This is a genomic window from Neolewinella aurantiaca, from assembly GCF_008014675.1.
In the GTDB taxonomy this organism is placed as follows: Bacteria; Bacteroidota; Bacteroidia; order Chitinophagales; family Saprospiraceae; genus Neolewinella; species Neolewinella aurantiaca.
On the sequence record NZ_VOXD01000035.1, the window covers coordinates 37799 to 63339 of the forward strand.

Sequence of the window (25541 nt, forward strand, 5' to 3'; positions counted from 1 at the left end):
TGCCAGAGACTTTGTTTACAGTTTAAGCAATGTATTTGCTCCGCAACCGTGTGCATCGCGTGAGACTTCTTATTTAGTTAACCTGAAAAAGGTAAAGATGTGCGCTCTGCGGGTTTATTGCGTCCGAATTTGAGGCGGAGCCAGGCGACCTTTACTTATCGGTAGTTGGAGCTGCAGCCTCTTCCGAGTAGGTATTCAGACGTACCTGTTTTTCTTTTGGACCCGGACGAACTTTCATATTCAGGAATTCAACCAGTAGAGAGAATGCGATGGCGAAATACAGATAACCCTTAGGAACGGTACCAACTTCGGAGCCGAAGACTTCAAAGTGTGCGAGATGGGCTCCCTCCACGATGAGCATGAAGCCGATGAGGATCAGAAAGGCAAGGCCTAACATCTGGATGGTCGGGTTACGGTTCACGAAATTGCCCACCGGTACGGCGAATGCCATCATGATACCTACCGATACGACAACGGCGATGATCATTATCAGCAGCGCACCCTCCAGGCCATTCGTCATACCAATGGCCGTAAGGATAGAATCTACCGAGAAAACCAGGTTGATAATGGTGATCTGAACGATCACCGACTGCAGCGTGGCACCGACTGATTTGCCAACGCCGGGGTCTCCTTCCGTATGCTCGTCGCCTTCCAGTTTGTGGTGAATCTCGGATGTGGATTTATAGAGCAGGAAAACTCCGCCGATCACGAGAATGATGGCCTGTCCGCTAAGGCCGCCTTTGAACCAACCCCAGTCGAAGTCGTAAAATGATTCGTTCATGGCAACGAGGAAAGAAACACCGAACAGAAGAACGATCCGAAGAACCATCGCCAGAATCAGGCCAACGTTGGTTGCTTTCTTGCGCTCGGCGTCTGTTTTTAACTTGCCGGAAGCAATGGAGATAAAGATGATGTTATCGATACCCAGAACGATCTCGAGGAAAGTGAGGGTGAGCAAAGAGAGCCATACCGCGCCACTGGCAAAGTCAGGCATATCGAATAGAAACATATTACTAGTAGGTATTTCCGTGTGGTTGAAGCTTATCGACGGGCAGAAACCGTCCGCTTGGTCAAGCTTTTATCTTACATGGTGTAAAACTACACAGGTGACCGGATGTTTGGAAAAAGATGAAAGAAACAAAATTCCGTCGCCTGCGTCGCGACGAACTGGAGGAAGTGGAAGGGCAATTTGTCAAGTTCCTGGCTGTCAATGGAATAGATGCTCAGAGTTGGCAGAAATTGAAAGAAGATGAACCCGGAAGAGCAGACGATTTTATCCTGCAATTTTCGCAAATAGTCTTTGCGGGAGTGATTGAAAAGGTAAAATACCTGGTTCATCGGCGTCCTAACGACCTGAGAACATATAAAACTGATGAGGATAAAATCTACATGCGAGGCATTCTGCTGGATGGTGAAACATCGATTGATTTCACGAAAACGGACCTTCCCCCCAAAGAGATATTCCAACGCCTCAAAGATGAAAAGGTGACTCCGAAAATTTATTCTGCGGAGCGGAAATACATTCCCATCGGCCGTGATCAGGACATATTTGTCATTATGGAAGAAGGGGCCCTCATCGACGATGGAGAATTGTTTGAAACCCTTGCTGCTCTGTAAGGCACACGCTTGATTTTAGCAGGGCGCAGCAGCGCAGGTGCAGTATTGGGTTGAGATTGCTGGGGTAGGGCCGGGAAACCGGCTTCAAAGGCGTAGAATAAATATATGTTTCACCGTCTTTTTGGTGGAACCCGTATCTTTGTGTCAGAATTTACGTCTCAAGGACGAACTATTGCCCATACACCGAACAGAATCCTCTGGCTTTACCGGGTTCAGTTCATCATCATAATCCACACATGAAGAATATTTCCGGCCTTTTTTTCCTTCTCTTACTGTTACTTTTCCTTGTAAGTTGTAGCAGTGAGCCTACATCCGTTACCGACACTTCCGGCACCGAAACGCCTGCGGCAGAAACGGAAGATCCCAACGATGGCAATACCGCCATCTACGACGTCGATGCCGACGATCCCTACCTCGTTTCCAACGACTACTTCCTCGGCATGACGCCAGGAGGAAGCCTTGCTGACTTCAAAGACGGACTCCGTAACGGTGAACTGAGAACCGGAGAAGGCGCTTTCGAAGTCTTCTATATCGACGGCGCCGAAGGCGACGAGCTCGGTTACGTTTACTCCATGGATGGTGCCGAAGGCACCATTGATCAAATCACCATCACTTCCCCGAAGGTGGTAACCGAAGAAGGTGTCCGGGTAGGACTGAGCTTCAATGAGCTCACCCAGCGCCTCGGAGAACTGGAAGTCTTCGCTTCCGAAATCGAGTCCCGCGTCTATGCTACAAAAAATGGAGTCACTTACCGCCTGAACACCAACGGTACGCCCGGTAAAACGACTGCGGAAGACATCAAAGGCGATGTTGAAGTAGCCCAGATTATCCTCGGTTTCTGAACCGGAATGATGCCATGGTTTTGCCGGGCGTAACCAACATGGCCTCTGCAAATCAGTATTACCAGTAAAAATATCCGCTGATCTATGGGGAATGTCGTCCAGATAGTGCTTGCCGCAGGTGGCTCTTCCCGGATGGGACAAGCCAAGCAATTGCTCAAAGTAAACGGTGAAAGTATGGTTCGCCGCGTGGTGCAGGCGGCCAGAGCCACCGCTAACCGCGTGGTGGTAGTGACGGGCTCCTCCGGATCTGAAGTATACCACGAACTCAAGGACCTGGCCGGTGTGCTCTTCGCCTACAATCCCCGCTGGGAGGAAGGAATAGGGCGCAGCGTAGCCATCGGTGTGGCTACGGCCAATATTCACAGCACCGAAGCTTACTTCATTACCCTTGCGGACCAGCCGCTGATCGAAACCCGACACCTCGAGCGCTACCTTGAAGCATACCACAAGTCTCCCGACCGCATTATCGCAACCGCGTACCCGAACGGTCCGGGAGTGCCTGCGATATTTCCCGCCCGGCTGGAAGGCGAGCTGCTACGCTTAGAGGGTAGGACCGGAGCCAAACAACTCATCATAAAGGAATGGGACAACCTGAGCCTGATCGATGCATCACCGATCACGTTCGACGTAGATACGCCGGAGGATTACGAAGCGGTGACCGGGCATAAACCGGAGTAAATGACCAACTGGTTAGGGGAAGGTCCGGTTGCCACAGCCATTACCGGCAAAATATACCTAACCACTTCGACTTAGGCGTATAAACATGAAGCTATTCAAGAACTCCCGTAGTTTCCCGTACAGGAATCTGTCGGAACTCTACCTCGATCCGGTAGTCTTTTCCAATACCACGTACCATCGGCTGAAACATGGTGTTCATCAGGTCGGTCGCCTGTACTTTGGCACGTCGGAACACATCGGATTCGATGGCTTCGCTACGAAAGGCTTCGCGCAGCGCATTCACCCCTTCGTTGATGTTAACACCTTCAAGTTCGCGCATCCACCCGATGTCGAGTTTCTCGATTTTGGGTAAGACCTCGTGACTCAGGATCTGGGGGTCGGGTAGGGTGATGGTCACCACTTTGCTCCTCTCATCGAGGTCTACTTGAAATTGCTGGTCGAGCCGAAAGCCTACTTTGAGGATAGAAATGGCCGTGATTTCCACGTCTGTTTCAGAAACGTTCATTCCCCAGATGGAGGTCTGGAGTTGTTTGCTTATCCCTTTTTTGTCTTTCACTTCAATGGTGGCCAGTTCGCCGATCACGTTTTCAACCTTTTCCTGAAACATCCCTTTACTGCGACTGAAGTCATCTATTTTGGCGCGTTCTTCCATCCGGGCCATCAGGGGGCGTAAGGCTTCACCCGTTGCAACCTTACAGGGATTGTTTACATCGGCTCCCTTAGCTAAGATGTTTCCGTTGCGCGTGCGGATTACAACGGCAAGAATTTTATTGACCATGAAGCAGGTATAGTTAGAGGCTACTTCCTCGAAGATGGTGATCAGTTTACTCCCTCCTTCTTCGTACCAGGCTTCGTACTCCGCAGCGGTACTATCCCGCATGCGCATGAAATCGTTGTAGTACAAGCTTGCAAATTCCTCTTGCTGCCGGTCGTATTCTCTGATCACTTCACTCCGCAGGCTGTCGTTGAGCCCCATACGATTGCTGACGTGCTTCAGGATATCGGTATTGATGTCATACACTAGGGCATCGAATTCACGCTTATACCTTTTGGGGTTCTGGAGGATGGCCAGCGCTTGTTCCGGATCGATGCTGATCTGAAAATCTGCGGGCATGTACTGCAGCTGGTATTCTGCTGGCGCGGCCAGAAATCCACTGCCCGGTTTATAGGCCTTGTAAGCAAGGGTGCCGAGAATTCCGGCAATCAGCACCACAATGGCAATTTGGGTATAGTTGCTGCCGCGTGATTGAGCGCCTTTTGATGATGAGGGGGCACCCTGATATTGATCTGCCATGGCTGAAGTTTGTTGAAATCTGGTTAGGCGGTTTAAAGAGTAACAGACACCTGCTCAGTTTGATGATAAGGTAGCGCTGAAGTGAAACAGCTTTAGTGCGTATGAGCTTTCTCCCTATCCGCTGCCAGTAGCAACTCATGCAGTTTAAGTACTTGTACTGCTTCAGCAACGTCGTGTACTCTTAAAACAGATGCGCCTTGTTGAAGTGCGAACAAATGTAAGGCCGATGTGGCACTAAGGCTTTCTGCCGCCGTAATTTTTAAAGGCCTCCAGATGGAAGACTTGCGGCTGATGCCCACAAAAACCGGAACACCCAGTTGCTTGAAAGCTTTCAGGTTTCTAAGAATTTCGTAGTTCTGAGCGACGGATTTGCCGAATCCCCAACCCGGATCAACGAGAATGTCTTTCACTCCCGACTCGCGCAGCGCTATCAGTCGTTCGGCCAGAAAGTCGAATACTGCCACAATAACGTCGTCTCCGTAACTCTCGGTGAAAGCCTGCATGTCACTCGGCTTACCGGGCATGTGCATCAGCACGTAGGGGACTTTAAGCTGGGGTAAAACCTCGAATAATTGCGGGTCGAACTTTCCGGCAGAGATGTCATTGATCATCGCAGCACCTGCCTTCACGGACGAGATAGCCGTAGCTGCATAAATGGTGTCTACGCTGACGTAACTATCCGGATAAGCCGCTACAATTGCTTCGATAACCGGAAGAACACGGTCGATTTCTTCCGCGCTCGAAATCAGTTCTGCGCCCGGTCGGCTGCTCATTCCGCCAACATCGAGCAAAGTGGCTCCGGATTCCAGCATGGCGCCTGCCTGATCCACTGCTTGTTGTACCGAAGCAATTCTGCTGGCAGCATGAAAACTATCCGGTGTAGCATTGAGGATGCCCATAATCAGGGGTTTCTCCGCCACGAGGAGCCGGCCGTTACAGTTGAGGGTAAAGGGAGTGAATTGCATAGGGCAAAGTTAGAAACAAGGGAGTTGGGAAGCAGTACTCTGGCCGGCCAATTGTAATCTAATGCCTCCCGGTCTGGTACTGCGCCTTGCCCGCAAGTAAAGGATAACGGAAGAAAGAAGTGAAAAGCAACCCTGGCTACAGGAGTATTGTCCTCGGTTCAGAACTTCGCCGGCAGGTTTCTGTGATCTGGCTTACCTTAGCGGTTACGTGTACACCGAACAGAACATCCGAGGGCTGGCCATCAACTTTTTGCGGCAGCATTACAAACTCCGCCCGCGGTCGGGTACGAGTGGCACCCGCGTCGTACATCGCCCTCACTACTATGAAGGGGTAACGATTGACGCCCGGTTGGCGTACCAGAAGCCAGATCTGAGCTGGTTTACCGCTACGGTGGAAGCTTCGAGTGTTGATAGTGCACACGAAGTGTTGTACCGGGTGAATTACTTCCGGATCGGGGCTCATTCTTTGCTGTTTACCCTGGTGGTTATGACCGGGTATCTGGCGGTGACGCAGGTGCAGGGCGAGTCGCTCTGGGCGCAATTCGGGCGGCCAGGGGTGTATAGTTATCTGCTTACGCTGTTCCTGACGATTTGGGGAGTGAGCGGTGTTTTGCTCAGTCGGCTCAAGTACTATCGTTACATCTATGCTATTGCTCAGTTCATCCGCTTTCATGCCGATGCGCAGTGGGTTGCCTACGACCGGAAGATTTTCGAAGGGCTAAAGAGCAAGTACTACGTGGAGTTACAGCGACAATGTCTTCGTTTCGGTTTCGGTCTGATGGAGATCCAGGAAGATAATAAGGTCCGTTGGATCATCGAGCCAAGTCATATCGATCAGTTCAAGGGCAGCAGGGCAAAGCTACCTCTTTGGGTAGCTGTAGCAGGGAAAACCCCACCGCTGCTTGCTGGTCTTCGCAAAAAACTTCCTTTGAGGCCAGGAACAAAAACCAATGTGCCGGAGCCAGCGCAGCCGGCCCCGCCCGAGGAGATGACCGACCCTCTGTCGGTTGGTGCCTATCTCCCGATGTATGAGCGCAAAGACGATTACCTGACCACCATCATTCCCGCCAAAAAAGGCCGCGTCGCGTGGTATAAACAGCCGGCAAGGGTAAGTAAACGTCTCCGCTGGAAAATACGCCACGCCATCCGATCACTTTATCCTCCGGAAATCAGAAAGAGACCGGGCTATTACGAACTGCCATGGGGAGTGACGACAGCCTTTATCGTCACATTTATTGCGTTCGGAACACTGATCTATTTACAGTCGGAATGGACCGCAGAGCGCCGCCCTGGTCAGGTGGCTGCCGCTCCTGATCTGGAACCACTGGAAACGGCGGCAACCCCCGCCGACTCCGACGCGTCGCCCGAGGTACTCCCCGGAGAATACGACCACGAACTGTCCGCAAAAAGCCCCTCGGTGGTCCGGGACACCATCCTCGACCTCAACGAGGACGCAATAATTGTTCCGGCAAGTCTCCCCCAGAACACCATTTTCTACCTCCGCTATGACACTTCCGGGGTGATGGAAAGCAGCTACGGATGCGGCCCTCTCGTTCGGTCAAATGTCAGGGGCTATATCCTGCAGGAAGGCCGATACCCTGAATACGAAGTTGCCCTGGAAAGAGCAACCTACCTCAACGGTGCATTCAGCATCCCGGTTGCAATTCTACTGGCCGATTGCCTTGAAGAAGGGGCTCCCGGATACATCCTGTACGTTGGCGATCTGCTGAGCACGGAGCCCAAGGCAAACTTCGACCTGAGGCGTTATTCCAATGCTTTCGAACTGGAGCTGAGTGTAGTCGAAATCAAATAAATTGGTCCGGCACATAGCCGGCAAAAGGGCTGTATTCTCCTCCTTTCCGCTTCCTTTAACACAAGCCTGCACCTGCGTGCGCGCCTGCTATTGATCGAACAGGCCCCGCAAGTTCTCAGCCTCGCCCGGCTTCATGCGGCCGGCGAGAACAAGGCGTAGTTCCCGGCGGCGTAAAGCAGCGTGATACCGCTGTTCTTCGATCTCAGTGAGTGGCACGATGGGCGGAACTCTGACCGGAGAGCCGTTGTCTTTGTCGAGCCCAACAAAAGTAAAATAAGCGCTGTGGGTACGTCGTGGGTTTTCGCCCTGCATCGAAGCAGCAGTTGCCTGCACGTGAATCTCGAGGCTGGTCGTAAAAGCACGGGTAACGGTAGCCTCCAGGGTTACCACCTCTCCGTTACGTATAGGAGAGCCGAAAGCCACGTTGTCTACCGAAGCCGTTACGACGGGTTTTGCGCAGTGTTTTCCCGCGCAAATGGCACAGGCAATATCCATCCAGCGGAGCATATTGCCACCCATCAGGTTGTTCTGAGGGTTGGTATCGTTTGGCATCACGAGCTCAGACATGATGGTCCGTGAGTCTTCTACTTTCTTGGCAGCCGGGATTTGGTTCTTTGGCACTTACTGTATTTTTTGTGAACGTTAGGTTGGCCTTCGGGCCAACGGGGTACTGCACTGATTACCGGAGAACTACTCCGGGCCGGTTCAGTACCGGTACGTCCTCGAGCCGCGCTGCGTCGATCTGATTTGGAGTGAAGACGAAACGCTTGTCGAGCATTTTGTCTTCATGGTTAAAGCTGATCCAGTACTCGTTCTTCAGGCCGAAGAGTTCGCGTTGGATGGGTTCAACTTTGAGAAGGTCCTGTGAGCCAATACTCTGGTGGAAGTGGCGGAGAACAGTAGTGGTTTTATCCTTTCCTTCAATTTCGCCGTAGCCTTGGCTGGTGATGAGCACATTTTCCATTGGTGCTTCCCGAAGGTTGATAATGAAGATATCCCAAAGTTCTTCGTTATGGCCGTCTTTTCGGGGAACAGCGGCTACAAGTACATCTTTTACTTCGGGGACAATGATATCGTTCTTCATAAGGCTATTATTCAGGGGACGGGGAGACTCGAATCTGCTCCCCCGGGGGAATTGGCCGCGAAGATAGGGATTTACCAGGTAGCCTGAAAGTAAAACTGGTTAAGAGAACGTTACCGACAAACACCTAAAAAAGGCTCATCTGCGGTGGGCCTTCCCAGATTTTAGGGCCACGGGTGGTGGCAAATCCATCCGCTTCGATGTGGCGGGCGAACCAGGCGCTGGCGTCGGGCGAGAGGATATTATCGGGCTCGTGCGGAAAGAAGTAGGTCTCGGGCAGGTTCCATTCTTTCAGCTTGTCGGACCAGGCCGCGAGGCGCGTGAAGTCAGTTTCTCTGAGGCCATTGCCCACAAAACGAATCATGGTTCGGGGGGCAGTAACGTAGTTGTGGAGAACATCCCTGCGGCCAGCTACGTCGGTGATGACGGCAGCGATATTGCGCGCTGCAAGCGCGCTCATCAGTGCTTCGGTCGCCGCCGGAGCCGAGAACCAGCTGGCATGGCGAACTTCTACGGCCAGGGGAAGCGTCTGGGGCCAGCGGTCAAGGAAAATGGTCAGTAGTTTCAGGCGATTTGCTCCGAAATAGGGGGGGAGCTGAAGAAAAACACAGCCCAGTTTGTCTCGCATTCCGTCCATACTACGAATGAATACCTCGAGCGTTCCGTCGGGCATGCCGAAGTCATTACTGTGGCTGATCGTCTGGGGGACTTTAGGGCAGAACCGGAAATCGTCGGGGACACTGCTGCACCACCTTGCCACTAAATCCGGTGCAGGCACCCGGTAGTGAGTGGTGTTGAGTTCGATGGTATTGAATTGCTTACCGTATTCCCGGAGGTAGTCCGCCGATTTGGTTTTATCGGGGTACCATTTCCCGACCCATTCTTTCATGCTCCAGCCGGTGGCGCCGATGTAAATATGAGGCTTAGTATTGCTTTGGCTCAGACTGTGCTGGAGGAGGCGGTCGGTATTGGCCACCGGGTCTTTGGGCAAGTCGAAGTTAACATTGCTGAGATCATCGGCTTTTCCGAATTTCATGACACTGATTTTCGGGGAAAACCAGTGGCTGACCGATGATGTTCAACATCACCTTGATCGCCACTGGTTTAAAGTTGTTTTGGCAGGTAGATCCCGAAGTGGCCCGCGCAAAGAGGGCTTTCTGTAAATGGGATCTCGGAATTGTCTGTTCCGACAAGCCTCTCTTGAATGAAAATAGAGAGTAGCGCGATTGTGACGCAAAGATATACGAGTTTGATGGAATAGTGTTGCCATTCATCACCCAATATGACCGTTCCGTAAATAAGGAATGGTTTCGCGCAAGTTCTTCAACGGTCCTTGTACCTGCGGCCGCGCCTGACTACTCGAAGTCGGCCATTACTTTGTAAGTCGGGTCTTCATCGACGTTCACTTCAATGAGCTCATCGGCCTTATTGAGGCGCTTGCGGCAATCCGGGCTGAGGTGGCGCAACGTAACTTTTTTACCCACTTTCGCGTACCGCTCAGTCATGCGGTTCAGGGCTTCGATGGCGGACATATCGGCTACCCGACTCTCCATGAAATCGATAATGATCTCGTCGGGGTCGTTGAGCGGGTCAAACTTTTCGCTGAACGTCTGGACGGAGCCAAAGAAGAGCGGGCCGTAGATTTCGTAGTGTTTCACACCGTTCTCGTCAATGTGTTTGCGGGCACGGATGCGCTTGGCGTTCTCGTAAGCGAAGCGGAGAGCTGCGATGATTACACCGGCCAGTACGGCCAGGGCGAGGTCGAGGAAAACGGTGAGTACCGTGACGAGAACGATCACAAAAAGATCCCATTTCGGCATCTTGCCGAAGGTGCGCAGAGAGGTCCACTCGAAGGTGCCGATGGCAACCATAATCATGATGCCGGTGAGTGCCGCCATGGGCACCATCTCGATGTAACTGGAGCCGAACATGATGAAGATGAGCAGCATCACGGCGGCGACGATACCGGAAAGGCGGGCCCGCGAACCGGAACTGATGTTGATGAGGCTCTGCCCGATCATCGCACAACCTCCCATACCTCCGGTAAAACCACTAAGCATATTGGCTGCGCCCTGAGCAACAGCTTCCTTATTGCCGCGTCCCCGGGTTTCGGTGATTTCATCGATGATGTTGAGCGTAAGGAGGCTTTCGATCAGACCAACACCCGCAACGATGAGGGAGTAGGGGAGGATGATCTTAAGGGTTTCCCAGGTAAAAGGAACCTGCGGGATGGAAGGCCACGGGAAGCCACCCTCAATGGAGGCGATATCGCCGACGGTTCTGGTGTCGAGATCCATGAAATATACCAGTGCAAAGACCACGATGATACTGGCCAGTCCGGAAGGAATCGCCTTGGTCAGTTTGGGTAAACCCCACATAATCAGCATTACGAGGGCCACCAGGCCGAGCATGAGGTACATTTCGTTACCCATCAGCCATTCGCCGGTTTGGGCGTCCTTGAACTGTTCGAGCTGGGCGAGAAAGATTACGATGGCCAGTCCGTTAACGAAGCCGAACACTACGGAATGAGGAACCAGACGCATCAGCTTGCCCAGTCGCAGAACACCGGCCAGAATTTGAATTATACCAGCAACTATGACACACGCAAAGACGTAACCGGGGGCGTTTTCGGGCCCGACGGAGACGACCAAACCTACGATAACCACAGCCACGGCACCTGTAGCACCCGAGATCATGCCCGGGCGGCCGCCGAAAACAGCCGTGATCAGGCCCATCACGAAAGCAGCGTACAAACCGATGAGTGGATCGAGGTTCGCGATGATGGCAAAGGCCACGGCTTCCGGCACCAGCGCAAGGGCAACGGTAAGGCCCGCGAGGATTTCCGTACGGTAGTTGACTTCCTGCTTGAAGTCGAAGAGGTTGAGATTAATATTCATTCGGGGAGAATTCCTGGGGGGGGAGAAAAGCTGTTACACTCAGCAACAAATTGGGGCTTTCGTGCTGATTTTCAGGGGTGAATCACCGGTTTGTGATTCAGTGCATCCCTGCTTAGTTTAATTCGGGCGCAAAGGTAGTCATTTTCCGCTACGGAATCAGACGTAATGGATTAACATTGAAGGTTGTGAACGTAAACCTTCACCCACAGACAGGCACAGTTGCGTGATTTCTTCTGCCTTTCATGAATTCATAACGGTTTTTCATTTTGGAGGATCAGGGGCGGGGCCGCAGGTGCAGTGTTGGGGGAGGGGGCAGGGGGTGTTGGAATACGGTCCTGCTTCGCGTTAGAATTCCCCTTCAAAAACCCTAACTGCCGGCCCCTCCAACCACAGCGAAGTATACCGCCCATCGCGCAAAACTCCCCGAACGGCGAGGTCTCCGCCTTTAGCTTTCACCGGTACGTGGAAAGCCCCATCGGCGATCCCGGAACGGCGGACGGCGGCGATAGCCGCCGCGGTGACGCCGGTGCCGCAGGCGAGGGTTTCGTCTTCAACCCCGCGCTCGTAGGTGGCGATGCTGAGCTGTTTGCCATCGGTACTTACAAAATTCACGTTGATGCCTTCCTTTGCGTAGGGCTCGGAGTAACGAATGGCGCGGCCTTCGGCGTAGACGTCCACCTGATTGCTGTCTTCGACAAAAGAGATGTAGTGCGGTGAGCCGGTGTCGAGCACGAAGACCTTGTCTGGTTCTGGTTCGCTAATGTCTTCTACGTCCAGCATTTCCAGGGAGATGTCGCCGGTGTTGAGGAGTTTCGCCCGGTGTGGACCATCGACGGCGAGAAAACTGTATTCCTCCCGGGCAATGCCGAGGTCGTGCGCGAAGCGCACGATGCAACGCCCGCCGTTGCCGCACATGCTGCTGGGCGCTCCGTCGGAATTATAGTAGATCATCTCGAAGTCGTAATCAGGATGTGCCCGAAGGAGCATCAGTCCGTCCGCTCCGATGCCGAAGCGACGGTGACACCAATGGGCGATGGTTGCCTGATCGAATTGTTGGTGGAGCGTACCGGCCCGGTCGTCCAAGAGTATGAAGTCGTTGCCGGCACCGTGGTATTTGTGGAAGGTCATGTTTGGTGGATAGTTGGTGGGAAAGGTAGTGCCACTGTTGCAACTGACGGCACTGGCCTGTTCGGCTGGAGTAAGCTAAATCATGTATCGGGAATCACGCATCGAGAATCTTTTGGGTGGTTAAGCGTAGCGCAGCTTGCGGCAGCACGACCCGCTACTTTCCACCCACTTTTTCCTGCCTACTGTAAGTCAAGTGTATCACGTGCTTCAGCTTCTGCCTTGGCCCGATCGGCAGCACCTGCGGGAGCGAAGCGGTCTTTTTGCGCTTCCAGCGGGTCATCGAAGCCTACGGGAACGTCCATAGTGTAGTGGCGGTAGGCCGCCAGGGCGCAGAAGGCAAGGATGATGACGAGGCCGTACATGCTGAGTTTCCAGCCAAAGATGTTGCCGACGTAATCGCCATCGTAGGGGTCGCGTTGTTCGTCCATAAATTTAGGGGTTAAGGGACAAAGGTAAGGTTTAGTGAATCACTGATGTGCGGTTGGGAGGAGGTGTGTTTAACAATGGTCCGCTACAGTTTGTAGCTAATGAGATGACTTTATTTTCGTGCTTAGCAAATCTTGCAGGGTGGCAACAGCGTCATATCTCGTCATACATCTCGTCTCACCTTGCCTTCCGGCGGCCCTCAATGCCGAACTTCAGATTTCAGAAGAGTCGGACCGGATCGGGATTCTAAATATTCGCTCAGCAATCAAAGTGTAGAGTGCAGAACGCAGAGTTCAGTCCCTCCGCCTTCGGCCTTGGCACCGGCAGAGGAGCCTTACTCCGATTGAACACACGTCACCGCCCGTCTAACCTTGCCTGCCGGCGGCCTTCTTTCGCTGCGCGGCTTCTGCGAGGTGACGGGGTAAAGAAGCAAACCCCTCAGGCTGTGTCCTCGGCTGATCACTAATACTGTCACTGCTGGCCTAAAAAGCAAAAACTCGCCTCAAACTGATCCTTCGAAGTCTGGAACTATCGGGAGCCGAAGCCCTTCGGAAATGCAGCAACTCAGTGTTGGCTCATACAACTTGCTTTTCTTAACGGCCACCAGCAACCGCATTAGTGGCCGGGGCCAAGGCCGAAGTAGCTGCGCAATGAAAATAGTCGAAGGCATCGATGGAGGAGTTTTACTCTGATTAAATCTAACCCGTCAATAAAGCAACCTGAAGTCGCTAATCCCTGCTATTCACCGGAGGTGAAGGCGACCGAACCAAGGCTTATCCTTGATTCTCTAAACACCGTAATTGAAAGCAAAGCACAGAACTCCGACACTCCGCCTTCGGCCTTGGCACCGGCAGTGGAATCCGGTTTTTGAAGCCGTTAAAAAATGGAAACTGTCTGAGCGTTCTCAAAGCCCAGGAAGTAGCCACCCAGACTTCAACGGATCGATGGGTTTAGAAGCAACCCAACCAACGCCGCCGCGAGTTTTTCCATTTTAGGCTTCAAGAACTGGACTCCACGATCAGCCGGTGGCACAGCCTTGATTTTTTGGTTCGTTTTTTATCAAGAAAAAATGAACGGGCAAAACGGGAAGAAGCGCAGTCCTGGGGAACCAGTGGAGGAGCTCTATTCCGATTGAGCCCGCGCTACATCCCATCTTACCTTGCCTGCCGGCGGCCTTCTTTGACGGGGCAAAGAAGCAAACCCCTCGGGCTGTGTCCCCGGCTGATCACTAATACTGTCACTGCTGGCCTAAAAAGCAAAAACTCGCCTCAAACTGATCCTTCGAAGTCTGGAACTATCGGGAGCCGAAGCCCTTCGGAAATGCAGCAACTCAGTGTTGGCTCATACAACTTGCTTTTCTTAACGGCCACCAGCAACCGCATTAGTGGCCGGGGCCAAGGCCGAAGTAGCTGCGCAATGAAAATAGTCGAAGGCATCGATGGAGGAGTTTTACTCTGATTAAATCCAACCCGTCAATAAAGCAACCTGAAGTCGCTAATCCCTGCTATTCACCGGAGGTGAAGGCGACCGAACCAAGGCTTATCCTTGATTCTCTAAACACCGTAATTGAAAGCAAAGCACAGAACTCCGACACTCCTCCTTCGGCCTTGGCACCGGCAGTGGAATCCGGTTTTTGAAGCCGTTAAAAAATGGAAACTGTCTGAGCGTTCTCAAAGCTCAGGAAGTAGCCATCCAGACCTCAAAGGATCGATGGGTTTAGAAGCAACCCAACCAACGCCGACGCGAGTTTTTTCATTTTAGGCTTCTAAAATTGGATTCCACGATCAGCCGGTGGCACAGCCTTGATTTTTTGGTTCGTTTTTTATCAAGAAAAAATGAACGGGCAAAACGGGAAGAAGCATAGTCCTTGGGCACCGGCAGTAGGCACGCTTTACCGCCCATCTTACCTTGCCTGCCGGCGGCCTTCTTTGACGGGGCAAAGAAGCAAACCCCTCAGGCTGTGTCCTCGGCTGATCACTAATACTGTCACTGCTGGCCTAAAAAGCAAAAACTCGCCTCAAACTGATCCTTCGAAGTCTGGAACTATCGGGAGCCGAAGCCTTTCGGAAATGCAGCAACTCAGTATTGGCTCATACAACTTGCTTTTCTTAACGGCCACCAGCAACCGCATTAGTGGCCGGGGCCAAGGCCGAAGTAGCTGCGCAATGAAAATAGTCGAAGGCATTGATGGAGGAGTTTTACTCTGATTAAATCCAACCCGTCAATCAAGCGACCGTAAGTCGCTAATCCCTGCTATTCACCGGAGGTGAAGGCAGCCGGACCAAAGCTTATCCTTGATGCTCCAACTTCCGTAATTGAAAGCAACGCACAGAGTTCCGACACTCCGGCTTCGGCCTTGGCACCGGCAGTGGAATCCGGTTTTTGAAGCCGTTAAAAAATGGAAACTGTCTGAGCGTTCTCAAAGCTCAGGAAGTAGCCATCCAGACCTCAAAGGATCGATGGGTTTAGAAGCAACCCAACCAACGCCGACGCGAGTTTTTCCATTTTAGGCTTCTAAAATTGGATTCCACGATCAGCCGGTGGCACAGCCTTGATTTTTTGGTTCGTTTTTTATCAAGAAAAAATGAACGGGCAAAACGGGAAGAAGCGCATTCCTGGGGAACCGGCAGCAGGCACGCTTTACCGTCCGTCTAACCTTGCCTGCCGGCGGCCTTCTTTAACGGGGTAAAGAAGCAAACCCCTCAGGCTGTGTCCTCGGCTGATCACTAATACTGTCACTGCTGGCCTAAAAAGCAAAAACTCGCCTCAAACTGATCCTTCGAAGTCTGGAACTATCGGGAGCCGAAGCCCTTCGGAAATGCAGCAACTCAGTGTTGGCTCATACAACTTGCTTTTCTTAACGGCCACCAGCAACCGCATTAGTGGCCGGGGCCAAGGCCGAAGTAGCTGCGCAATGAAAATAGTCAGAGGCATCGATGGAGGTGTTTTACTCCGATTAAATCCAACCCGTCAATAAAGCAACCTGAAGTCGCTCATCCCTGCTATTCACCGGAGGTGAAGGCGACCGGACCAAGGCTTATCCTTGATTCTCTAAACACCGTAATTGAAAGCAAAGCACAGAACTCCGACACTCCGCCTTCGGCCTTGGCACCGGCAGTGGAATCCGGTTTTTGAAGCCGTTAAAAAATGGAAACTGTCTGAGCGTTCTCAAAGCCCAGGAAGTAGCCACCCAGACTTCAACGGATCGATGGGTTTAGAAGCAACCCAACCAACGCCGCCGCGAGTTTTTCCATTTTAGGCTTCTAAAATTGGATTCCACGATCAGCCGGTGGCACAGCCTTGATTTTTTGGTTCGTTTTTTATCAAGAAAAAATGAACGGGCCCAGGGGGAAGAACTTAGTCCTCAGGCTCCGGAGGAAGAATTTTACTCCGATTGAACACACGTCACCGCTCGTCTAACCTTACCTGCCGGCGGCCTTCTTTCGCTGCGCGGCTTCTGCGAGGTGACGGGGCAAAGAAGCAAACCCCTCAGGCTGTGTCCCCGGCTGGTCACTAATGCGGTCACTGCTGGCCTAAAAAGCAAAAACTCGCCTCAAACTTGCCCTTCGAAGTCTTGGAACCGTCGGATTTAATAGCCTTTCGGAAATGCAGCAACTCAGTATTGGCTCATACAACTTGCTTTTCTTAACGGCCACCAGCAACCGCATTAGTGGCCGGGGCCAAGGCCGAAGTAGCTGCGCAATGAAAATAGTCGAAGGCATCGATGGAGGAGTTTTACTCCGATTAAATCCAACCCGTCAATCAAGCAACCTGAAGTCGCTAATCCCTGCTATTCACCGGAGGTGAAGGCAGCCGGACCAAAGCTTATCCTTGATTCTCTAAACACCGTAATTGAAAGCAAAGCACAGAACTCCGACACTCCTCCTTCGGCCTTGGCACCGGCAGTGGAATCCGATTTTTGAAGCCGTTAAAAAATGGAAACTGTCTGAGCGTTCTCAAAGCCCAGGAAGTAGCCATCCAGACCTCAAAGGATCGATGGGTTTAGAAGCAACCCAACCAACGCCGCCGCGAGTTTTTCCATTTTAGGCTTCTAAAATTGGATTCCACGATCAGCCGGTGGCACAGCCTTGATTTTTTGGTTCGTTTTTTATCAAGAAAAAATGAACGGGCAAAACGGGAAGAAGCGCAGTCCTGGGGAACCAGTGGAGGAGCTCTATTCCGATTGAGCCCGCGCTACATCCCGTCTAACCTTGCCTGCCGGCGGCCTTCTTTGACGGGGCAAAGAAGCAAACCCCTCGGGCTGTGTCCCCGGCTGATCACTAATACTGTCACTGCTGGCCTAAAAAGCAAAAACTCGCCTCAAACTGATCCTTCGAGGTCTGGAACTATCGGGAGTCGAAGCCCTTCGGAAATACCGCGACTCTGTGATGGCTCATACAACTTGCTTTTCTTAACGGCCACCAGCAACCGCATTAGTGGCCGGGGCCAAGGCCGAAGTAGCTGCGCAATGAAAATAGTCGAAGGCATCGATGGAGGAGTTTTACTCCGATTAAATCCAACCCGTCAATCAAGCAACCTGAAGTCGCTAATCCCTGCTATTCACCGGAGGTGAAGGCGACCGGACCAAGGCTGAAACTGTTGCGCAAAGGAGAATAGCCGCCGGCAGGCATACAAGACGGGCTGTGAGCTTAGGCTTCTTTGGTGTTAAATCGACTTAGCTATGAATGATCGTTTCATTCTTCGCCGGACGAAAAAGCATTAAAACGCAAGTGCTGGATAATCCCACCCACGCCTAAAACGCATGCAGTGATCAAGGAGGCAAAGTTGTATGGGGCCAGAGTTACCTAAAATCGTAGCGGACCATTGTGTAACAAATTACACACAACCTTTCTTGAGCGGCATTGCTTAGGGCCGGAGGTCCGTTTCTTGTAGCGTGGGGGCCTGTCCCCACGTTTTCGTTGTGCATTTGGTTATTCACACGGCTGAGCGTAATCTGGGCAATCGCAAGCTCCTACGTCGCAAGCGATTTTGATTGGCGATTCTTGGTTCTCGGAATTTAATTCTTGATTTAGCTACCGTAGGTACTATAGTCATTACAAAATTCTCAATTTGTGGAAGACTTTGCGATCGCCCTTACAGCGTAATCGCAAAGTCATAACTACTTTACGACAACTGAAGTTGCCGCCTGAAGCAAGCAAATCCCTTTGCAAATCACAAAAGCAATTGCCCTGTTGAGGAGGTCATTTTACAACAACAGTACTCCCGCATCCGTTCTCCTGTTTTGCCTATGAAGCCTACCGACCTACTGATCCTGATAAGCTGCTGCGTCCTCTCCGCCTTACTGGCGCTGGCTGGTGCATATACATTCCTTGCACCTGCGGCCGCGCCCGAAAATACAGCTTCCGAATTGCTCGTTAACCCGAGAATAGAAGACTTGCGTTTGCGCACTTTTGCGAGTAGCGCACCCACCGATTTTATTACTGCTGCGAGCAAGGTTACCTCGGCGGTCGTGTTTATTCGCTGCTTTGGGCAGCGGGTGAGCGCATTCGAAACCAACGTGGAAGTTACCACCACGGGATCGGGTGTAATCATCGGCGGCGATGGTTTGATTGCTACTAACAACCACGTCATTTCCGGCGCAAAACGCATTCGTGTGTTGCTGGAAGATAAGCGTGAATTCGATGCGGAAGTAATCGGAGTCGACGAAAGCACCGACCTCGCACTGCTGCGCGTGCGCCCCAACGGCACACTTCCCAGTCTGTCTTTCGGTAATTCCGACAGCCTGCAGGTAGGGGAGTGGGTGCTGGCCGTGGGCAATCCTTTCAGCCTCAACTCAACGGTGACGGCGGGTATCGTATCCGCCAAAGGCCGTAGTATCGACGTGCTGGAATCCAACGATCGGATCGAGAGCTTCATCCAGACCGATGCGGCCGTTAACCCGGGCAACTCCGGCGGAGCACTGGTGAATACCAACGGCGAACTGATTGGTATCAACACCGCAATCCTGACCAACAGCGGCCGGCACGAAGGCTTCGCCTTCGCCATTCCCGGTAATCTGGCCAGCCGGGTGCTGGGGGATTTGGAACGCTTCGGCGAAGTGAAACGCGCCCGGCTGGGGGTTTACATTCAGGCCGTCAACGATGCTCAGGCGAAGAGTCTTGGTCTGAAGTCAGCAACGGGCGTTCTGATTACCAACCTGACGCCGAACGGCGCGGCCCTCAGGGCCGGCCTTGAGGTTGGCGACGTGATGACGGCGCTCAACGGCGTTGAAATCAGTTCTGCGCCAGAAATGCAGGAACAACTCAGCCGTTACCGCCCCGGGCGTAAAATCAGGATCAGTTACATCCGCAACGGCAGAAAACGGTCTACTACCGCCAAGCTGCGCGACAAGGAGAACAACGCCAAAGCTTTGGTAAGCCATCAGGAAGAAGACCTGTTGCACCAACTTGGCTTTGAGGTCAGGGCGCTTACCGCAGAAGAAGAAAAAGTAATTCCCGAAGGAGGCGTAAACGTGCTTTCCATTTTCCGGGACAGCCCCATCGAGGCCACCAACATGAACGTTGGCTTCATCATCACCGCCATCAACGATGAACCGGTAAGTTCGGTGGCCGATTTCATGCGGCTGATTGGCCGCGAAGGGGAGTTGCTTTTCAAAGGCAGGTACCTCGGCTACGAGGGGGATTACTTTTATCAGGTAGAGTAGGGGCGGGTCAGATCGCGAACCTGAACACTTTTACCGCCGGATTATTTACTTCTGTACTGTCCCGGGCTCGATCCAGATTGTCGCTCACCCCCCTCCCAGCTTCCCCACACCGCTACGCTGGGGAGGAGCAATCGCGACAATAAGGTTTGTGCCCGTACTTCTTCGCCCTTTAGCCTTATTCATTCATGCCCGAGTTACCCGAAGTTCACAATTTTAAGCAGTATTTCGATGCCGCGGCCATTGGTCAGCAGATCGCGCGTATGGAAATCCACGATGACCGGATCATCCGGAACATGAGCGGGCCGGTATTCGCCGACGCGCTCAAGGGACGAAAAATCACGGGGTCGATCCGGAGGGGGAAATACCTCTTTGCTCAGCTCGACAATGGTCATGATGTGTTGTTGCACTTCGGGATGACGGGCGACCTCAACCTCTACCAGGAGCCCGAAGACCGGGGGCGGTTCGAAAAATTCGCTTTTCATTTCACCGACGGCAACATCCTGGGCTTTGAGGACTCGCGGCTCTTTGCCCGCATTCTTTACCTCGAAGACCGGGAAGCGTACATCGCAGAAAAGAAACTCGGCCCCGATGCGCTCGACCTCGAACTGGAGTACTTCCTGGAAAAAATGCGGGGGCGCAAGACGACCCTGAAGGGCGCGCTGCTCAACCAATCCATCGTTGCGGGGTTGGGCAATCTCTACGTCGATGACCTCTGCTATAAACTGCGGCTTCACCCCGCTGCGCGGGTGGCCGACTTAACGGACGAACAGTTGACGCAGGTGTACGACAAGATTGTGGAGATGATGACCTTCGCCACCGAAAATGCACCTTATTACCGCGACTATCCCGATGAATGGTTCTGGCATACCTGGCGCAAAGAAGGCGAACAAGACCCGGAAGGGGAGGGCGAAGTGAAAATCATGAAAGTTGCCGGGCGGACCACCTATTACGTCGAGGGGCGCCAGCCTTTGTGACCAGAGGTTAGTTGGGGGCATTCGCATCACCCCGAGGTAATGCGGTAAGACACGCATTCTTCGAGGTCGGGGAAATCTTCAAGCTTAGGGTGTTTAAAGGAGCAAAACTCCGTCATCCCGATTTTGGTCATCACCGACCGCGAGGGCAGGTTGATCGCGGGGGTATTGGCGTATATTTCGTTGAGGCCCAGTTCGTGAAAACCGAAATCGAGGCAGGCGCGGGCGCCCTCGGGCGCGAGGCCTTGTCCCCAGGTATCGGGATGTAACCGCCAGCCTATTTCAACGCACGGGGCGAAGTCAACTTCGAGGTCGAGGTAGGAGAGGCCAATGAATCCGATCACTTTTTGGGTTTCACGCAGCTCGGCGGCGAAGAAACAGTGTCCGCGTTGCTGTTGCTGAATGTGTTGCCGGCCGATGAATGCCTTGGTTTGTTCCTTAGTGTAAGGGGCAGGAAAAAAACGCATCACCTCAGGATTACTGCAAACGGCGTGCATAGCGGCAAGGTCTGTTTTTTGCCAGGGGCGAAGGATTAGTCTTTTGGTGGTCAGCATGGTGTCATTATGTTTTTTCGGGCACGGATGCAGGTGCAGGGGGGGAGTTCTTGGAGGAGCAAGGTCCGGGCCTCTTCACAAAAGTATGACCCAATACAATCATCTCAACCTGCCCGGTGTTATTCAAACAGGCAACGACCAAAGAATGGTCCTTTCCTGCGATGCTAACGGACAAAAACTGATGACGAAACGCGAGTAACCGATCAACCATCAATGGAGAACGAATACAAACTGAAAGATTACTACCCCTTCGGGCTACAACACCCTGGTTTGAACTGCCAGCCGGCCGCCGAACCTACCAATGCTTATCGGTTTAATGGCAAGGAAGAAACTCCACTTTAAAACTGTCCGGCTAAAGCCGACCACCTCAGAGGTGTAGGATTTGAAGGAGGCTCGATTACACCTACTACAGATAAACCCTTTAATAACATTAAAAACTTCGCGGGAAAGTTTACAAGCTATGAAGCCGGATTTGGTCCGGTTAGCATATCTCGTGGAGGTGATTATGATTCTAGTTTAGGAGATAATCCTTACACGGAGTATGGACGATCGTATACTATTGGAGGAACTAGATTTGGGCTAGGAGACCTGATGAAATCAGCCAAATTAAAACCAAAGTTGTCAGGTAGTCTTGTTGTGAAACAAGGAAAGACGTGGGTTTTTTAAATTTGGACCAATGAGAAAATATTTTGGATCTGCTTTATTACTTTTGATGTTGTGCATTTTTTTTGCCTGGTTCATCCCGCTTTGGTATGATGGGATAACGCGTACTAGACAATCTCAAATGTGTAGACTTAATAAAAGCGCGTCGCAATGGGAGTTTGATGGCAAAATTAAAAGTTATGCACCTAGTAAGTCTAATGGTGGATATATTGACTTTGAACTTGCAAGTGGAGAAACCTTTTCCATGATGGAATGGGTATTTATCCCTCAACTTGACACTATTGTTCCGGGAGATAGAATCTTGAAGGTAAAAGGCAATCTCTTTATCGATGTGATGGCAAATAATAAAAATTTGCGTTTTTCACTCGATCACGGCTGTCCTGAATGGTCGTCTGTGCGCTAATCCCATCGAACGCGCAGCTAGCCGCAGGTGCCTTAGCACTTGTCGGGTAGCGGCAATTGGGTGGGGGGCTTGGTCCTCAGGTCTCGTTGTTTAGGAACACAGAAGGGTGAGCAGTTAACTGCTTACCCTTCTGTGTTCGTCACTAATCCTGGCCGAAAGCGGAAAATGGATAAAACCAGCGAGCGTAACTATCTTCCCTGGGGCGCAAACCAGATGTCGCGATTGCTCCTCCCCAACGTAACGATGTGGGGAGGCTGGGAGGGGGTTGAGCGTCAACCTGGTTTGCTCCCTACGACGTTGGCAGGAATCCCGATCTTTTAAATTATGAAAGAAGCGTTAGCTTTGAAGGTATGAGCTTGGATGTCTCAAGGTGGGGAGAAATGGGTGCAGATGATCAATCCCCCTCCATTTTACATGCCGAATACCATCACAAAGACCATCTGGGAAATGTTCGCGTAGCCTTCGCAGACCGTAACGGCGATGGACACATTGAAATATTAGACAGTGGCAATGGGGGGGATTCAGAAGTGAATCAGGTATTAGATTACTATCCTTTTGGACTACAACACCCTGGTTTGAACTGCCAGCCAGCCGCCGAACCTACTAATGCTTATCGGTATAATGGGATCGAGCACGTAGAAGAGCTGGGGCTAGATATGGCATTCTATCGTAGCTACGATCCGGCAATCGGACGGTGGATGCAGATTGATCCGAAACCGACGTATTCTCAGAGTGCCTATTCTGGAATGGGGAATAATCCTATCCTTTACAGCGATATGTTAGGGGATACTATCAATGACCCCAATGGAATTGTTGCAGGTTATAGGACCCAGATTTCAAGTCAGATAACTGGGTTGAATACACTCTTAGCAAATAGTAATTTAGACTTCTCCTCATTAGGTACAACAAGAGAAGCAGTTGCACAACTTAGAGGGGAGTTACAAGGTGTAATTGGGGAACTTGATGCAATGGAATCCTCTTCGCAAATTTACAATGTTGGATTTAACAGCGAAATGAATGCCAATGAAGGAGGGGTTAGCTTTGACAACTCAGATAATTCTGTCAGGATTGAAGTGGGACGAGGATCTGATGTTGGAGTTATTTCGCAAGAGCTATTGCATGGTTATCAGTTTGAAACAGGGCAAGTTTCAATTTCTTACGACAATAGTAGCTATGGTACATTGTATGATATAACTGATGAGACTGCTACTTATAAACGAGAGCATCTTGTTGTTCAGGGAGTTGCTGGTTTACAGTCAAGGGAGTCTATAAATGATGCTTACACCCTTAGGCTTGGGGCAAGTGCTACTCCACCAGCTTATCAGACCCTCCCAAGGAGAAATATAAATATCAGCTCTCCCGAAGGGATGAAAATGATGGCGAGAGAGCATATGAGACAAAGAACAGGTCCTGTACGCCCATTGCCTACTGAAGTATTTAAAGGATGGCAGTGATGAAACTAAAGCTATTGGTAATTACAGCTGGACTTCTGCTTTTTCAGTGCACTGTCAATAAGGTGGTTAACGCTGATCAGCTTGCAGGTCCACCGGTAGAGATTATTGGGGTATACCGTTACGTCCCTGACTCTGTGTCTGTTCCAAATCGGGGCTACAGGGAGATTTTACAGTTGAATGTAGACTCTACATTTACCTATGAAGTACGACAGGGAGGTCTTGTAAACTATTCAACGATGGGCACGTGGGGCTTTGACGATAATCATGTTATATTACTTACTGACGCATCCTATCCACGAGCTACGGTTGAGGAGACTGAATGCAGTAACTCGTCCGAAGTGAGAGTTCGTAATCAAGCTGGTGACCCAATCAATTTTGTTGTCTCTGGGAAGCTACAGAGTGGAGTAGATACAATTTTATTTTCTTCGACTGTCGGTTTTATGAAGCTTACAAATCTTGACTTGAAAGAGGTATCCGTTCTTAGCCCATCAGGTATTGCTTCTCCAGATTTTGATGTCAAAAAAGATGAGTGCTCACTAATAAAAATTAGCCTTCCCAATCGACGGACTTTTGATTACGAGAAATGGAGGTTGTTGAGTGGTAAAATTAAACCTTTGAGTAGTCGAGGAGAGACCCAGGGTTATTATTTACATCTTTCTCAGTAGTGAGCTATTTACAATGTGCTGGCGGTGTAGGATGTTGGTAGTTCTGAGCAACCCTTAGAAATTTAAGCCAAGGCCTGTACCCTCCGCTTCGTAACGAGCGCATCGATAAAAGTCTTGACCATTTTTTGGTCCTGATCATCAAGTTCTTCAACGGCAGCAAAAAGGTCTAGCAACTCACGGTCAGTCACCTTGGTTGCTGCAACTGCTTGGCTATCTCCGTTCATTAAATAATCGGCGGTAGTTCCTAGCGCGTCGGCGAGGCGGCGGACGACGTCGGCGGATGGCTTAGACTTTTGCTGCTCGTAGCGACCAATCTGGATATAGGTAAGGCTAACCTTAGCAGCTAAATCTGCTTGGGTTAGCTTTTGCTCTTTGCGTAGGGCTCTAATCCGGTCTCCGATAGTCATAATCATACTTTTGTGGCAGTTCATCAATCCTTTGAGCATGAAAATACGGCTATTGGTGGGCTGAATCAAACTTTTTAAAGTGTTCGAGATGCCTAGGTGTTGGATTGTTGCCAACACGGATGTTTTATTGCAATGCAATCATGTTTGATTTTTATTTTTTCTTCAATTGGCATCAAATGAAGAAAAAACTGACCCAACGCCGCACACATGACCATCCCCGCTATCAAAGCCGCCCTCTCCATCGCCCAGGTCCTCGCTCACTACGGTCTCGAGCCCGGCCCTACCGGCTCGATGACTTGTCCCTTCCACGATGACAAGTCGGCGAGCATGAAAGTCTACCACGACACCAACACGGCCTACTGCTTTGCGGGCAGCTGCGAGGTGAACAGCGTGGACGTGATTGATTTTATCATGCACATGGAGAAGTGTGATAAGCGGGCGGCGATCCTGAAGGCGAAAGAGCTGATCGGCATCCCCCTCTCGAACCTCCCGGTTCGGCCCCCGAAGGGGGAAACCGACCAAGCCAAAGCGTTGGATATCGGTACCATCTACCCCGCCAGCCTGGAGGCGATTAAAAAGCATGCGGCGGCGAAAGCCTACTGCCTGGAGCGCGGGCTTAAGTACTGGGACTTCCTCGGTGTGGGCTACAAGTCTCGGAAGACGAAGGATAAGTGGGGCCGGGGCTGTATTCTGCTGCCGCTGCGGGATGAACGGGGTAAGATAGTGAGCCTTTACGGTCGGGCGATCAAGGGGCCGGGGCATTACTATACGGCGGGGCGCAAGGGGCTTTATCCGCACTACCCTGACCACACAACTAAGACGCTGATCCTGACGGGGAGCGTGCTCGATGCGGTGCGTATTCCGGAGTTACTGACCCCCTCATTCCGGAGTATTGACCCCCATGTGGATAACTCGCGCTTGTTAGGGTTACGAAGATAAGTTTTCAGATCGTTTCCTCAGACTTTTTCCTTTGAGTTCGACCCGATGAGCCTTCGGGATGATCCTGTCCAGGATGGCAT

General features: G+C 51.6%; 21 protein-coding genes. 10 read left to right on the forward strand and 11 right to left on the reverse strand.

Features of this window, described 5'->3' with window-relative positions:
* Window positions 1-151 precede the first annotated feature (151 nt).
* Window positions 152-1009 carry a TerC family protein gene (locus FUA23_RS18455; protein WP_246144357.1) on the reverse strand — a complete coding sequence of 286 codons (858 nt, stop codon included), beginning with the start codon at window positions 1007-1009 and terminating at the stop codon, window positions 152-154.
* Between the two features lie 119 nt (window positions 1010-1128).
* Between FUA23_RS18455 and FUA23_RS18460 the strand changes: the two genes are divergently transcribed.
* From FUA23_RS18460 to FUA23_RS18470, 3 genes are all read left to right on the forward strand, one after another.
* Window positions 1129-1617 (forward strand): DUF6495 family protein, encoded by a 489-nt coding sequence (locus FUA23_RS18460; RefSeq protein WP_147932244.1) that lies wholly within the window; start codon window positions 1129-1131, stop codon window positions 1615-1617.
* 236 nt (window positions 1618-1853) lie between these two features.
* Window positions 1854-2459 (forward strand): hypothetical protein, encoded by a 606-nt coding sequence (locus tag FUA23_RS18465; RefSeq protein ID WP_147932245.1) that lies wholly within the window; start codon window positions 1854-1856, stop codon window positions 2457-2459.
* A gap of 84 nt (window positions 2460-2543) precedes the next feature.
* A complete protein-coding gene (locus FUA23_RS18470; RefSeq protein ID WP_147932246.1) occupies window positions 2544-3137 on the forward strand; it encodes a nucleotidyltransferase family protein in 594 nt (197 codons plus the stop codon).
* Between the two features lie 91 nt (window positions 3138-3228).
* Here the strand turns inward: FUA23_RS18470 and FUA23_RS18475 are convergent, their stop codons facing one another.
* Together FUA23_RS18475 and folP are read right to left on the reverse strand one after the other, a co-directional pair.
* A complete protein-coding gene (locus FUA23_RS18475; protein WP_147932247.1) occupies window positions 3229-4431 on the reverse strand; it encodes a DUF4230 domain-containing protein in 1203 nt (400 codons plus the stop codon).
* A gap of 92 nt (window positions 4432-4523) precedes the next feature.
* A complete protein-coding gene (folP, locus tag FUA23_RS18480; protein WP_147932248.1) occupies window positions 4524-5396 on the reverse strand; it encodes a dihydropteroate synthase in 873 nt (290 codons plus the stop codon).
* Window positions 5397-5604: 208 nt separating this feature from the next.
* Between folP and FUA23_RS18485 the strand changes: the two genes are divergently transcribed.
* The gene (locus FUA23_RS18485) at window positions 5605-7209 is read left to right on the forward strand and encodes a hypothetical protein (protein WP_147932249.1); all 1605 of its coding nucleotides are present in this window, start codon (window positions 5605-5607) and stop codon (window positions 7207-7209) included.
* Between the two features lie 87 nt (window positions 7210-7296).
* Here FUA23_RS18485 and FUA23_RS18490 read toward each other — a convergent pair whose 3' ends face one another.
* The 6 genes from FUA23_RS18490 to FUA23_RS18515 all read right to left on the reverse strand — a co-directional run bounded on the left by FUA23_RS18490 (window position 7297) and on the right by FUA23_RS18515 (window position 12743).
* On the reverse strand, window positions 7297-7776 hold the full coding sequence (locus tag FUA23_RS18490; RefSeq protein WP_147932266.1) for an acyl-CoA thioesterase: 480 nt from the start codon (window positions 7774-7776) through the stop codon (window positions 7297-7299).
* A 112-nt stretch (window positions 7777-7888) separates the two neighbouring features.
* The gene (locus tag FUA23_RS18495; RefSeq protein WP_147932250.1) at window positions 7889-8293 is read right to left on the reverse strand and encodes a hypothetical protein; all 405 of its coding nucleotides are present in this window, start codon (window positions 8291-8293) and stop codon (window positions 7889-7891) included.
* A gap of 124 nt (window positions 8294-8417) precedes the next feature.
* A complete protein-coding gene (locus FUA23_RS18500; protein WP_147932251.1) occupies window positions 8418-9326 on the reverse strand; it encodes a DUF72 domain-containing protein in 909 nt (302 codons plus the stop codon).
* A 319-nt stretch (window positions 9327-9645) separates the two neighbouring features.
* Window positions 9646-11187, reverse strand: coding sequence for a SulP family inorganic anion transporter (locus tag FUA23_RS18505; RefSeq protein ID WP_147932252.1), 1542 nt, complete (start codon window positions 11185-11187; stop codon window positions 9646-9648).
* Window positions 11188-11532: 345 nt separating this feature from the next.
* Window positions 11533-12315 (reverse strand): diaminopimelate epimerase, encoded by a 783-nt coding sequence (gene dapF, locus FUA23_RS18510; RefSeq protein WP_147932253.1) that lies wholly within the window; start codon window positions 12313-12315, stop codon window positions 11533-11535.
* Between the two features lie 179 nt (window positions 12316-12494).
* On the reverse strand, window positions 12495-12743 hold the full coding sequence (locus tag FUA23_RS18515) for a hypothetical protein (RefSeq protein WP_147932254.1): 249 nt from the start codon (window positions 12741-12743) through the stop codon (window positions 12495-12497).
* Window positions 12744-17989: 5246 nt separating this feature from the next.
* Between FUA23_RS18515 and FUA23_RS18520 the strand changes: the two genes are divergently transcribed.
* Entirely contained in the window at window positions 17990-19405 is a 1416-nt protein-coding gene (locus tag FUA23_RS18520; protein WP_147932255.1) for a trypsin-like peptidase domain-containing protein, read from the forward strand.
* Between the two features lie 185 nt (window positions 19406-19590).
* A complete protein-coding gene (locus FUA23_RS18525; RefSeq protein ID WP_147932256.1) occupies window positions 19591-20379 on the forward strand; it encodes an Fpg/Nei family DNA glycosylase in 789 nt (262 codons plus the stop codon).
* Window positions 20380-20405: 26 nt separating this feature from the next.
* Here the strand turns inward: FUA23_RS18525 and FUA23_RS18530 are convergent, their stop codons facing one another.
* A complete protein-coding gene (locus FUA23_RS18530; RefSeq protein WP_147932257.1) occupies window positions 20406-20930 on the reverse strand; it encodes a GNAT family N-acetyltransferase in 525 nt (174 codons plus the stop codon).
* Between the two features lie 676 nt (window positions 20931-21606).
* On the opposite strand from FUA23_RS18530, the gene FUA23_RS18535 reads away from it, so the two are divergent.
* The 3 genes from FUA23_RS18535 (at window position 21607) to FUA23_RS18545 (ending at window position 24115) form a co-directional block, all read left to right on the forward strand.
* Window positions 21607-21996, forward strand: coding sequence for a hypothetical protein (locus FUA23_RS18535; RefSeq protein ID WP_147932258.1), 390 nt, complete (start codon window positions 21607-21609; stop codon window positions 21994-21996).
* Between the two features lie 350 nt (window positions 21997-22346).
* The gene (locus FUA23_RS18540) at window positions 22347-23450 is read left to right on the forward strand and encodes an RHS repeat protein (protein ID WP_147932259.1); all 1104 of its coding nucleotides are present in this window, start codon (window positions 22347-22349) and stop codon (window positions 23448-23450) included.
* A complete protein-coding gene (locus FUA23_RS18545; RefSeq protein ID WP_147932260.1) occupies window positions 23450-24115 on the forward strand; it encodes a hypothetical protein in 666 nt (221 codons plus the stop codon). Before FUA23_RS18540 ends, FUA23_RS18545 begins: the two co-directional genes overlap by 1 nt.
* A gap of 62 nt (window positions 24116-24177) precedes the next feature.
* Here the strand turns inward: FUA23_RS18545 and FUA23_RS18550 are convergent, their stop codons facing one another.
* Window positions 24178-24636 (reverse strand): helix-turn-helix domain-containing protein, encoded by a 459-nt coding sequence (locus tag FUA23_RS18550; RefSeq protein ID WP_222707063.1) that lies wholly within the window; start codon window positions 24634-24636, stop codon window positions 24178-24180.
* A gap of 93 nt (window positions 24637-24729) precedes the next feature.
* Between FUA23_RS18550 and FUA23_RS18555 the strand changes: the two genes are divergently transcribed.
* A complete protein-coding gene (locus FUA23_RS18555; protein ID WP_147932261.1) occupies window positions 24730-25461 on the forward strand; it encodes a CHC2 zinc finger domain-containing protein in 732 nt (243 codons plus the stop codon).
* Window positions 25462-25541 lie beyond the last annotated feature (80 nt).

Coding starts and splice junctions, on each gene's coding strand:
- FUA23_RS18455 (WP_246144357.1), bottom strand. CDS start 1,009: ATGTTTCTATTCGATATGCCTGACTTTGCCAGTGGCGCGGTATGGCTC.
- FUA23_RS18460 (WP_147932244.1), top strand. CDS start 1,129: ATGAAAGAAACAAAATTCCGTCGCCTGCGTCGCGACGAACTGGAGGAA.
- FUA23_RS18465 (WP_147932245.1), top strand. CDS start 1,854: ATGAAGAATATTTCCGGCCTTTTTTTCCTTCTCTTACTGTTACTTTTC.
- FUA23_RS18470 (WP_147932246.1), top strand. CDS start 2,544: ATGGGGAATGTCGTCCAGATAGTGCTTGCCGCAGGTGGCTCTTCCCGG.
- FUA23_RS18475 (WP_147932247.1), bottom strand. CDS start 4,431: ATGGCAGATCAATATCAGGGTGCCCCCTCATCATCAAAAGGCGCTCAA.
- folP (WP_147932248.1), bottom strand. CDS start 5,396: ATGCAATTCACTCCCTTTACCCTCAACTGTAACGGCCGGCTCCTCGTG.
- FUA23_RS18490 (WP_147932266.1), bottom strand. CDS start 7,776: ATGTCTGAGCTCGTGATGCCAAACGATACCAACCCTCAGAACAACCTG.
- FUA23_RS18495 (WP_147932250.1), bottom strand. CDS start 8,293: ATGAAGAACGATATCATTGTCCCCGAAGTAAAAGATGTACTTGTAGCC.
- FUA23_RS18500 (WP_147932251.1), bottom strand. CDS start 9,326: ATGAAATTCGGAAAAGCCGATGATCTCAGCAATGTTAACTTCGACTTG.
- FUA23_RS18505 (WP_147932252.1), bottom strand. CDS start 11,187: ATGAATATTAATCTCAACCTCTTCGACTTCAAGCAGGAAGTCAACTAC.
- dapF (WP_147932253.1), bottom strand. CDS start 12,315: ATGACCTTCCACAAATACCACGGTGCCGGCAACGACTTCATACTCTTG.
- FUA23_RS18515 (WP_147932254.1), bottom strand. CDS start 12,743: ATGGACGAACAACGCGACCCCTACGATGGCGATTACGTCGGCAACATC.
- FUA23_RS18520 (WP_147932255.1), top strand. CDS start 17,990: ATGAAGCCTACCGACCTACTGATCCTGATAAGCTGCTGCGTCCTCTCC.
- FUA23_RS18525 (WP_147932256.1), top strand. CDS start 19,591: ATGCCCGAGTTACCCGAAGTTCACAATTTTAAGCAGTATTTCGATGCC.
- FUA23_RS18530 (WP_147932257.1), bottom strand. CDS start 20,930: ATGCTGACCACCAAAAGACTAATCCTTCGCCCCTGGCAAAAAACAGAC.
- FUA23_RS18535 (WP_147932258.1), top strand. CDS start 21,607: ATGAGAAAATATTTTGGATCTGCTTTATTACTTTTGATGTTGTGCATT.
- FUA23_RS18540 (WP_147932259.1), top strand. CDS start 22,347: ATGAGCTTGGATGTCTCAAGGTGGGGAGAAATGGGTGCAGATGATCAA.
- FUA23_RS18545 (WP_147932260.1), top strand. CDS start 23,450: ATGAAACTAAAGCTATTGGTAATTACAGCTGGACTTCTGCTTTTTCAG.
- FUA23_RS18555 (WP_147932261.1), top strand. CDS start 24,730: ATGACCATCCCCGCTATCAAAGCCGCCCTCTCCATCGCCCAGGTCCTC.